Here is an 8,856-nt window from a genome sequence, read left to right on the forward strand (position 1 = left end):
TCAGCTAAACCAAGGCTAATCTTAGCCTTGGCTTGTCAGCCTAACAGCATCAAGCCTCTTATCAAATGAAATCGAGGGCTAGCTATAAGCTAGTTAAAACATCTAATTTTTAGGAGGGCTGGGTGGCTAACTTCATTATAGAACTTTCATTTAATACTCATTATTCTCTTGTAAACGATTATAAAGTGAACAAAATGTTTATCCTATTTAATTTAAAATTTTTATGCTATTCTATACTCTTTACCTTCGGTGTTTGATCTATCAGAGAAGATGTCGATATTTTTATATCATTAAAATCGTGCAACTTTTTTCAGATACTTTTAAAAGATTGATTTCATTACCTCTTTCCTTTATACTGGATAAAAAGGAGAATAGTATGTCAGAAACAAATCACGAAATCGATTCAAATTTTGCAGGTCGTTTAAATATCCTGCGTGCGGGTGTTCTTGGTGCCAATGATGGGATTATTTCCATTGCTGGTGTGGTTATCGGAGTTGCTAGTGCCACGACCAATATCTGGATTATCTTTTTATCAGGATTTGCAGCTATCTTAGCTGGTGCCTTTTCAATGGCTGGTGGAGCATATGTATCCGTTTCAACTCAAAAAGATACTGAGGAAGCAGCCGTTGCGCGTGAGCAGCTCTTGCTAGACCAAGATATGGAACTAGCCAAAAAGTCCCTCTATGCTGCCTATATCCAAAATGGAGAATGCGAAACCTCTGCTCAACTTTTGACTAACAAAGCCTTTTTAAATAATCCACTCAAGGCTTTGGTAGAGGAAAAATACGGTATTGAGTATGAAGAGTTTACCAATCCTTGGCATGCTGCCATCTCTAGCTTTATTTCTTTTTTCCTTGGAAGTTTGCCTCCAATGCTCTCAGTGACCATTTTCCCAAGTGAATACCGCATCCCTGTTACTGTCCTTATCGTCGGTGTGGCCCTTCTTCTCACTGGTTATACTAGTGCCAAACTTGGAAAAGCCCCAACCAAAACAGCTATGATTCGGAACCTTGCTATTGGTCTCTTAACTATGGGCGTTACCTTCTTACTCGGACAACTTTTCAGTATTTAATACTCTTCGAAAATCTCTTCAAACCACGTCAGCTTCGCCTTGCCGTATATATGTTACTGACTTCGTCAGTTCTATCTGCAACCTCAAAACAGTGTTTTGAGCTGACTTCGTCAGTTCTATCTGCAACCTCAAAACGGTGTTTTGAGCAACCTGCGGCTAGCTTCCTAGTTTGCTTTTTGATTTTCATTGAGTATAAAATACAAGAAATACCTCGATTTTGAAGTCGAGGTATCTTTTTTTACATTTGCACAATCTTGCGATAGCTTCTTGAAGTAATCATGAAAATCAACACATAGGCGATGAGGAAGATAGCGCAGATAGACAAGGTCACAATCAACATCATAGTCGTATCTATTACACCAATCACTTTTAAAATCAGACTAAGCATATGGTAGGCAAAGGCTAGATGTATGAAGGCAAAAAGCAAAGGAAGGAAGAAAACAGTTAAAACCTGTTTGTTGATGGTTTGCTTGATTTGCTTTTGATCTAAACCAACTTTCTGCAAGATAATAAAGCGTTCACGGTCTTCGTAGCCTTCAGAAATTTGTTTGTAGTAGATGACCAGAACAGTTCCGACCATAAAGATAATGGATAGGAAAATACCAATAAAGAAGACACCGCCAAAGAAGGCACTCATCTGAGCACTAGCATCTGCTAGAGTGCTACCATAAACATAGCTACCTTCCGTGTTTAATTGAGCATTAAATTGATCGAGGTATTTTTCATATTCTTCAGCGACTTTGAGTTGCTCTTCTTCACTGATACTTACATTCATACCGCCGTAAAACTGATTATAGATAGCCGAATCTGGGAATTGGTCCAAAAAGGCTTGTAAATTAGGTACAACAAGATAATTGTAATCAGCAGTCAAAATATTAAACTGATTTGGGACATGGTTGACAATAAAATCTTTATTAAATTCTTCTTTTACAGAAAATTGATGATCATTCAGAGTTAGAGTTTTCTGTTCTTTAACTCCCTCATTCTTTGCAAAGAGTCCGACCTCATTTCCTGATAGAGACAGTTTTTGACCAGTCATATTTTCATAATCTTTTTGGTCAAATACCATGAAAACTGTTGTGGGTTGGACACGATTTTGTCCTTTTTCAAAAAGTGTTAACTTATTTCCTTCTTGGTTTGCAACACCAAAGTAAGTATAACGAATCACTTCTTTCTCTTTAATCTTATAACCTTTGTCACTTGCAAACTGGCTCAAGAGTTTGTCTAAATCTTCTTTTTCAACATTTTGTCCTGAAACCCCAAAATCATGAGGATTTAGAACTTTTTTAAAGGATTCTGCGGAATTGAAAATGCTTGTCGCTGCTGACATGGTTACCAAAACCATTGTTGACAAGATAGCGATGGTTGCTAGTCCAACCGCATTTTTCTTCATACGGAAAATCAAGTTGGAAACAGAGATGAGGTTATTAGGTTGGTAATAGTATTTCTTATTTTTCTTTAAGATTTGTAGGAAGACTGTAATCCCTGCATTAAACAATAGATAAGTACCAAAAATAACCAGCAAAACAGCTAGGAAGAAAGTTGTTAGGGCTGTAAGAGGATCGGTTACCGTAAGGGCAAGATAATAGCCAATCCCTAAACTAATCGAACCAAGAATAGTTTGGAGAGGTAGGAAACGACCTCTTTTCTCTCCGCTTGCTTTCTCACGCGAGAGCTGGAGGGCATTCATACGGGCGATTCGAAGGGCATTCAGGAACATGAGCCCTAGGAAAATCAATCCAAAGACAACAAGTACTGCAATGACAACATTCATTTGGAAGGTAGCGACCAGCTCAACCTTCAATTTCATCAGTTTGAGCAAGAAAGCGAAAATTAACTTGTCAAACAAGGCTCCAATACCGATACCCGCTCCAACAGTTAGAATCCCAAATACCACTAACTCCTTAAAGGTCATACTGATCAGGTGACGCTTCTCCAAGCCCAACATGCCATAAATTCCTAGTTCCTTGGAACGGTTCTTCATGACAAAACTATTGGCATAAAGGACGATAATGGCTGACGCAAGGGTGACGACAAACATACCAAATCCAAGTGTAGCCTGAATGGTTGTTCCTCCACGGATTTCAGCAATCTTGGGATTGAAGGTTAGAGAGTAAAAGAGATAGGTGACAGTGACTGCCAAGAGAACAGCCAGCGCAAAAGGATAGTAGAGTTTGCGGTTTTTAATCAAGTTCGATACCGCTAACTTATTGGTTAATCGAAACATACTAATTCACCTCGCTTGCCATGACAGTCAAGGTATCAGAGATTTCTTGGAACATCTGACGCTCTGTCTTTTCTCCACGGTAGATTTGATTGTAAAGAATGCCGTCTTTGATAAAGAGTACGCGCTTGGCTCTGCTTGCTGCTGCTGTGGAGTGGGTTACCATGAGAATGGTTTGGCCGCGCTCATTGATTTCATCAAAAACATCAAGAAGAGCTGCAGAGGACTTGGAATCAAGGGCACCTGTTGGCTCATCCGCAAGGAGAATTTCAGGTTCTGTGATGATGGCACGGGCTACTGCTACACGCTGTTTCTGCCCTCCTGAAATCTCGTAAGGGTACTTCTCTTGCAATTGGTTGATGCCTAGATTCTCAGCTGTCACCACCAATTTCTTCATCATCTCCGTAATGGGTCTTCTTGACAAGACAAGCGGAAGCAAGATATTGTCCTTAACAGACAAAGTATCTAGCAAGTTAAAGTCTTGGAAGACAAAGCCTAATTTTTCACGACGGAAGCTAGAAGCCTGTGAATTTTTAATGGTTGCGGTATCAGTTCCATTTAAGTAAACCTGTCCACGACTTGGTTTATCCAGCATAGCTAGGATATTGAGAAGAGTTGATTTACCAGAACCAGACTCACCCATGATGGCAACGTAGTCACCTTTTTCCACGGTAAAGTGAATATCCTTGAGGGCCTCTACTTGGTTGCCCTGAAAACGAGTTTTATAAATTTTTTGAACGTGTTTTACATCTAAAAGTGTCATGAGAATCTCCTTTCTTAATATCCCATCAAATGAAATGTTGCTTGCATCATAGCGCATCCCAGCTGAACGCGCTCGATATCTTTGTGGCTTGGTTTTCTTGTTTTCTTCTGTAAGATTTGTTTCATGATGTTACTCCTTTGTTCTTTATGAGTCTAGTTTACATCAAAAAAAGACTGCTTGCCATAACCTAACCTTACAAAAAAGACTTTAATCTTACATTTTTGTAAGATTGGGGGAAATATAGGTAAAATTACTTATAAAATGATTTGATTTCCTATTTTTAAAATTGTAAAATATACGTGTGAAAAGGCTTACTTTGGAAAGGAGGAAGCGGGAACTAACATTTGAGTAAGCTTACCTAGATAACATACCATTAAATTGAACACTTGCAAGTCGTTCAACCTATAAGGAAAGAAGGTGCGCTTTAATGAAACACAAAGAACATATACTCATCGGACTTCTCTATCTCCTCTCTCCATTCATCGGTCAGCTCTTAGTTGAAAAAACATACTTTATCGGTACAGAATTTACAGCTACTGCTTATGCTATTTGCTGGCTATCAGTTGTTATCAGCATCCATCATTTTTCAAAAAATGTATTGTCTCAGCATGAAAAATAGATTAAAAAACTGCGTTTAAATTACTGCTTTTATAGTAAAATGAAATAAGAACAGGACAGTCAAATCGATTTCTAACAATTTTTTAGAAGTATAGGTGTCCTATTCTAGTTCCAATCCACTATAGTTTGTGGATGAAGCTGGCGAAATATTATTAATACTATTCAAAAATCAAAGTGCAAACTATATCAACTTCACATTGCCGACTAAATTACAGCCTGCGGCTGGCTTCCTAGTTTGCACTTTGATTTTTATTGAGTATAAAAGTAAAAAAGCTTTAAATCAAGCAGTTTAGACTATTGATTTAAAGCTTTTTGCGTATTCCAAATCTTTTGTAAAACCTCACCAAAACCAGCCTTCATTATCGTCAATGGCTTGAGCTTCTTTGCGTTTACGTGGGCCTGTTCCGTACATTTCTGCTTCGATTTCTTCCTTGGTTGGCATGATAGAAGCTAGGATGATATAGATAATCACCCCAAGTCCAAAGTTTGCGACTGTAAAAATGGCAAACAGAAAACGTACAAGGGTAACATCAAAGTTCCACTTGTCTGACAGACCTGCTAAAACTCCTGAAATCATGCGATTTCGTCTCATTTTATAAAACTTACTGTTCATGATATTTCCTCTTTCTGCTAGGTTAGACATAGTATATCACGGGTAGGCTCGGCTTTCATCAGTCCTCAGGCTGATTTACTAGTAGCAACTTTCCTCGACAAACTCCACAGCGATAGCGTTTAGTATCAATACTTCGTTTGCGCTGATAACTTTGCTGGCAGGATTGGCAACGATAGATCCTGATAGGCTTGGAGTTGCTATTTGGCAAGGTTGGTACAAAGCGTAATCCATCCACTGCTTTCAAAAGTTCCTTAAAATCCCGATCCTTGTGTTGATAGCCCTTCCCTTGAAAATAGAGGTGATAATGACAGAGTTCATGTCGGACAATTTTCCTAAAAACATCCAGACCCAGTTCCTGATAAACCTTTGGGTTGAAATCCAAACGCCCATCTTTTGGGAAAAATCGCCCACCTGTCGAACGTAGACGAGAATTCCACTGGACTTGATGGATAAAAGGTCTGCCGAAGTCTTCTAGCGAAACCTGCTTGACATAATCAGTCAGTTTCATTTGGAGCGAGGAGCGACAGATTAACTTTTTCACGTTCAGTATCAATTTTCTTGACCCAAACGGTCACCAAATCTCCAACTGACACCACTTGACTAGGGTGTTTGATAAACTTGCGACTCATATGAGAAATATGAATCAAGCCGTCCTCGTGAATCCCGATATCAACGAAGGCACCGAAGTCAACAACGTTACGCACAACACCTTCTAGCTTCTGACCTACCACTAGGTCTTTGATATCTAGGACATCTTGGCGAAGCACAGGTGCGTCAAAGGAATCACGGAAATCTCGACCTGGTTTGAGAAGATCTGCAATGATATCTTTAAGGGTTTCTGGACCGAGGTCTAGCTCTTGAGCCATTTCCTTGACTGAAAGGGACTTGAGTTTGCTTTGGGCTTCTTCGTTTAGGTCTTTAATATCTAAACGTTTGAAGAGTTCCTTAACTGCAGTGTAATTCTCTGGGTGAACTCCTGTATTATCAAGGATATTGCTACTTTCAGGGATACGAAGGAAACCAGCAGCCTGCTCAAAGGCCTTGGCTCCCAGACGAGGAACTTTCTTGATTTGGGCGCGTGAAGTGATTTTTCCTTCTTCCTCGCGGTATTTGACAATATTTTCAGAGATAGTTTTGTTGAGTCCAGCTACGTGTGAAAGAAGAGCTGGGCTAGCTGTATTGACATTGACACCAACTTGGTTAACCACTGTATCGACAACAAAGTCCAGACTCTCAGATAGTTTCTTCTGACTGACATCGTGTTGGTATTGACCGACACCAATTGACTTAGGATCAATTTTGACTAATTCCGCAAGAGGATCTTGCAAACGACGGGCGATAGAAATAGCAGAGCGTTTTTCAACGGTCAAGTCTGGAAATTCCTGACGAGCTAATTCACTAGCAGAATAGACAGAAGCACCACTTTCATTGACGATAACATAGCTGACTTCTGGAAAATCTTTAAGAACTTCCGCCACGAAGGCTTCACTTTCACGACTAGCAGTACCATTTCCGATGGCAATAATCTCTACACCGTATTGACCAATCAAATCTGCCAAATCTTTCTTGGCTTCTTCGATTTGACGAGCTGTTGCTGGTTTGACAGGATAAATGACCTGAGTTGTCAGCATTTTCCCAGTTGCATCCACGACAGCTAGCTTGGCACCTGTACGAAAGGCAGGGTCAAATCCAAGAACCACGCGCCCTTTCAGAGGAGCAACCAAGAGCAGATTGCGCAGATTGTCAGAAAAGAGTTGGATAGCCCCTTCTTCTGCTTTTTCAGTCAATTCTGTTCGAATACGGCGCTCAATAGCAGGCAAGACTTTTTTCTTAACAGATTGCTGAACGACTTCATCAATATAGGAATTTTTCACCTTGAAACGAGCAGCAAAGAAAGCTAGAATACGATCCGTCGCATGTTCAAAACCGACCTTCAAGACACCTAGCTTCTCCCCACGATTGAGAGCCAAGGTACGATAACCCTGCATATTTCCAACCGTCTCTGAAAAATCATAATAAATCTGAAAAACCTGCTTTTCATCAAGACTTTCATCCTTGACTTGAGAAGTGAGTTTAGAGTGTCTCAGCACCTCTTGATAAGTCATGGAACGCAAGGTCACATCTTCCGATAAGGCTTCAACCAAAATATCAACTGCACCAGCCAAGGCTTCCTTACCAGTCGCAAATCCTTCACAGACAAACTTTTCAGCCTCTTTCTCTAAGTCCGCTACATTCTGCAAGATTAAGCGAGCAAGTGGGAAGAGTCCAGCTTCACGGGCAATGGTTGCCTTAGTTCGACGCTTTTCCTTGTATGGAAGATAGAGTTCTTCTACGTCTGCTAATTTTTCGGCTGCTAAGATAGCCTCTTCCAACTCCTTGGTCAGCTTGCCTTGTTCTTGAATTTTAGCCAAGACAGCTTCCTTACGGTCGTTGAGATTGGTCAGACTTTTATCCAAGTCAATAATGGCCTTAATTGCCACCTCATCCAAACTACCAGTCATGTCCTTGCGATAACGCGCGATAAAGGGGATAGTCGCCCCTTCAGCTGTCAAACTTAGAACAGTATCAATTTGCTTTAACGTCACTCCCAAATCCTGAGAGATTTTTTCATATTTTTTATCCATAAATCTATTATACCACAAGCTAAACGTTTCAAATTAACTCGTAGAACATTTAAAAAATATGTAGGAAATAGATTTATATGCTACAGCGCAATAACTTGCACTTAAAGAGCATTGCCACCTTTTTTTAACCAAGCCATGATATCAAAAGTATTTAATGGATCAGACATAATAGCCAGTTCTGGAAGATGTTCCTGATCTGGAATAACACATTGACTTTTCAAATTTTTATATGGACGATTGACTAAAATTAATTTATTAGAATAAGGAAGATTATCCATCTTATTTAAAATTTCTTCACTAGCTGAATCTTTATTATCAAATTTAAAATATAGATTATCCCAATTTATGCGTTTTTTCTTTTTTCCCACTTAGTCCGTGCTTCTTCAATACTAGAATAATGTAGAAAATGAATATCTATATCCCCTAAGTGCCCCAAAGGATAAACTTCATGGGTCCAGCTCGGTGAAACAAGTTCCTCTTCGAAAACAAGTTCTTGTTCCATATAGTACCGAAAATCCTTTGTAAGTTTATAATAATCATCAGGAAGAATAAATAAACCAACAAAAGGTGTTCTATATTGGCTTTACAATAATAACTTCTATATCTTTAAATGTTTGTCTATCAACTATTAATAAAGACTCTAATAAACTATTTTTATCTCCTTGATGTAATAAAATAACACTGATTAAGCAAGTCAATTTTACTACCTCCTATAATTTTCTGATAATGATTTTCTTCTTATTTCAATTATATAATCATTTAGTTTTAAAAAAGCGTTCCAAACATTCAAAAATAGTTGGGACTTCCCTTAATAAATCTGTTACTTTCTTTTTCAAGATAGCCCAAGCTTGCTCAATAGGATTCAAATCCGGTGAATATGGCGGTAGAGGTAAGAAAAAAGGTTTATTTTTGGTGCAGAGTTCATCCAAAATGTTCTTTGGG

At 39.0% G+C, this 8,856-nt stretch carries 10 protein-coding genes and 1 pseudogene; 3 read left to right on the top strand and 8 right to left on the bottom strand.

The features are described 5' to 3' along the window. Positions 1-376 precede the first annotated feature (376 nt). A complete protein-coding gene (locus tag HT729_RS09935) occupies positions 377-1,072 on the top strand; it encodes a VIT family protein (RefSeq protein ID WP_023934023.1) in 696 nt (231 codons plus the stop codon). A 28-nt stretch (positions 1,073-1,100) separates the two neighbouring features. Here the strand turns inward: HT729_RS09935 and HT729_RS12210 are convergent, their stop codons facing one another. From HT729_RS12210 to HT729_RS09950, 3 genes are read right to left on the bottom strand one after another with little or no spacing between them, the layout of a single operon-like run. After that, positions 1,101-1,259: a hypothetical protein gene (locus HT729_RS12210; RefSeq protein WP_240164441.1), complete on the bottom strand. Its 159-nt coding sequence runs from the start codon at positions 1,257-1,259 to the stop codon at positions 1,101-1,103. Between the two features lie 51 nt (positions 1,260-1,310). Beyond that, a complete protein-coding gene (locus HT729_RS09945) occupies positions 1,311-3,299 on the bottom strand; it encodes an ABC transporter permease (protein ID WP_172931981.1) in 1,989 nt (662 codons plus the stop codon). Position 3,300: 1 nt separating this feature from the next. Next, on the bottom strand, positions 3,301-4,059 hold the full coding sequence (locus HT729_RS09950) for an ABC transporter ATP-binding protein (protein ID WP_000173358.1): 759 nt from the start codon (positions 4,057-4,059) through the stop codon (positions 3,301-3,303). A 427-nt stretch (positions 4,060-4,486) separates the two neighbouring features. On the opposite strand from HT729_RS09950, the gene HT729_RS09955 reads away from it, so the two are divergent. Continuing rightward, positions 4,487-4,678, top strand: coding sequence for a hypothetical protein (locus HT729_RS09955; protein ID WP_000680768.1), 192 nt, complete (start codon positions 4,487-4,489; stop codon positions 4,676-4,678). A gap of 127 nt (positions 4,679-4,805) precedes the next feature. After that, positions 4,806-4,970, top strand: a complete 165-nt coding sequence (locus tag HT729_RS11790) for a hypothetical protein (RefSeq protein ID WP_000342996.1) — start codon at positions 4,806-4,808, stop codon at positions 4,968-4,970. A gap of 47 nt (positions 4,971-5,017) precedes the next feature. Here the strand turns inward: HT729_RS11790 and HT729_RS09960 are convergent, their stop codons facing one another. From HT729_RS09960 to HT729_RS09980, 5 genes and pseudogenes are all read right to left on the bottom strand, one after another. After that, a complete protein-coding gene (locus tag HT729_RS09960; protein ID WP_001085044.1) occupies positions 5,018-5,290 on the bottom strand; it encodes a PspC domain-containing protein in 273 nt (90 codons plus the stop codon). Positions 5,291-5,348: 58 nt separating this feature from the next. Further along, positions 5,349-5,798, bottom strand: coding sequence for a SprT family protein (locus HT729_RS09965; protein ID WP_023934011.1), 450 nt, complete (start codon positions 5,796-5,798; stop codon positions 5,349-5,351). Further along, a complete protein-coding gene (locus tag HT729_RS09970) occupies positions 5,785-7,914 on the bottom strand; it encodes a Tex family protein (RefSeq protein ID WP_172931982.1) in 2,130 nt (709 codons plus the stop codon). The genes HT729_RS09965 and HT729_RS09970 overlap by 14 nt, the downstream gene beginning before the upstream one ends. A gap of 101 nt (positions 7,915-8,015) precedes the next feature. Further along, a pseudogene (locus HT729_RS09975) lies at positions 8,016-8,494 on the bottom strand (DUF1919 domain-containing protein); the annotation flags it as partial. A 175-nt stretch (positions 8,495-8,669) separates the two neighbouring features. Next, a partial coding sequence (locus tag HT729_RS09980) for a transposase (RefSeq protein ID WP_172931983.1) occupies positions 8,670-8,856 on the bottom strand: 187 nt, incomplete at its 5' end.

This window comes from Streptococcus sp. 79 (assembly GCF_013277425.1).
Lineage (GTDB): Bacteria > Bacillota > Bacilli > Lactobacillales > Streptococcaceae > Streptococcus > Streptococcus pseudopneumoniae.

Coding starts and splice junctions, on each gene's coding strand:
- HT729_RS09935 (WP_023934023.1), top strand. CDS start 377: ATGTCAGAAACAAATCACGAAATCGATTCAAATTTTGCAGGTCGTTTA.
- HT729_RS12210 (WP_240164441.1), bottom strand. CDS start 1,259: ATGAAAATCAAAAAGCAAACTAGGAAGCTAGCCGCAGGTTGCTCAAAA.
- HT729_RS09945 (WP_172931981.1), bottom strand. CDS start 3,299: ATGTTTCGATTAACCAATAAGTTAGCGGTATCGAACTTGATTAAAAAC.
- HT729_RS09950 (WP_000173358.1), bottom strand. CDS start 4,059: ATGACACTTTTAGATGTAAAACACGTTCAAAAAATTTATAAAACTCGT.
- HT729_RS09955 (WP_000680768.1), top strand. CDS start 4,487: ATGAAACACAAAGAACATATACTCATCGGACTTCTCTATCTCCTCTCT.
- HT729_RS09960 (WP_001085044.1), bottom strand. CDS start 5,290: ATGAACAGTAAGTTTTATAAAATGAGACGAAATCGCATGATTTCAGGA.
- HT729_RS09965 (WP_023934011.1), bottom strand. CDS start 5,798: ATGAAACTGACTGATTATGTCAAGCAGGTTTCGCTAGAAGACTTCGGC.
- HT729_RS09970 (WP_172931982.1), bottom strand. CDS start 7,914: ATGGATAAAAAATATGAAAAAATCTCTCAGGATTTGGGAGTGACGTTA.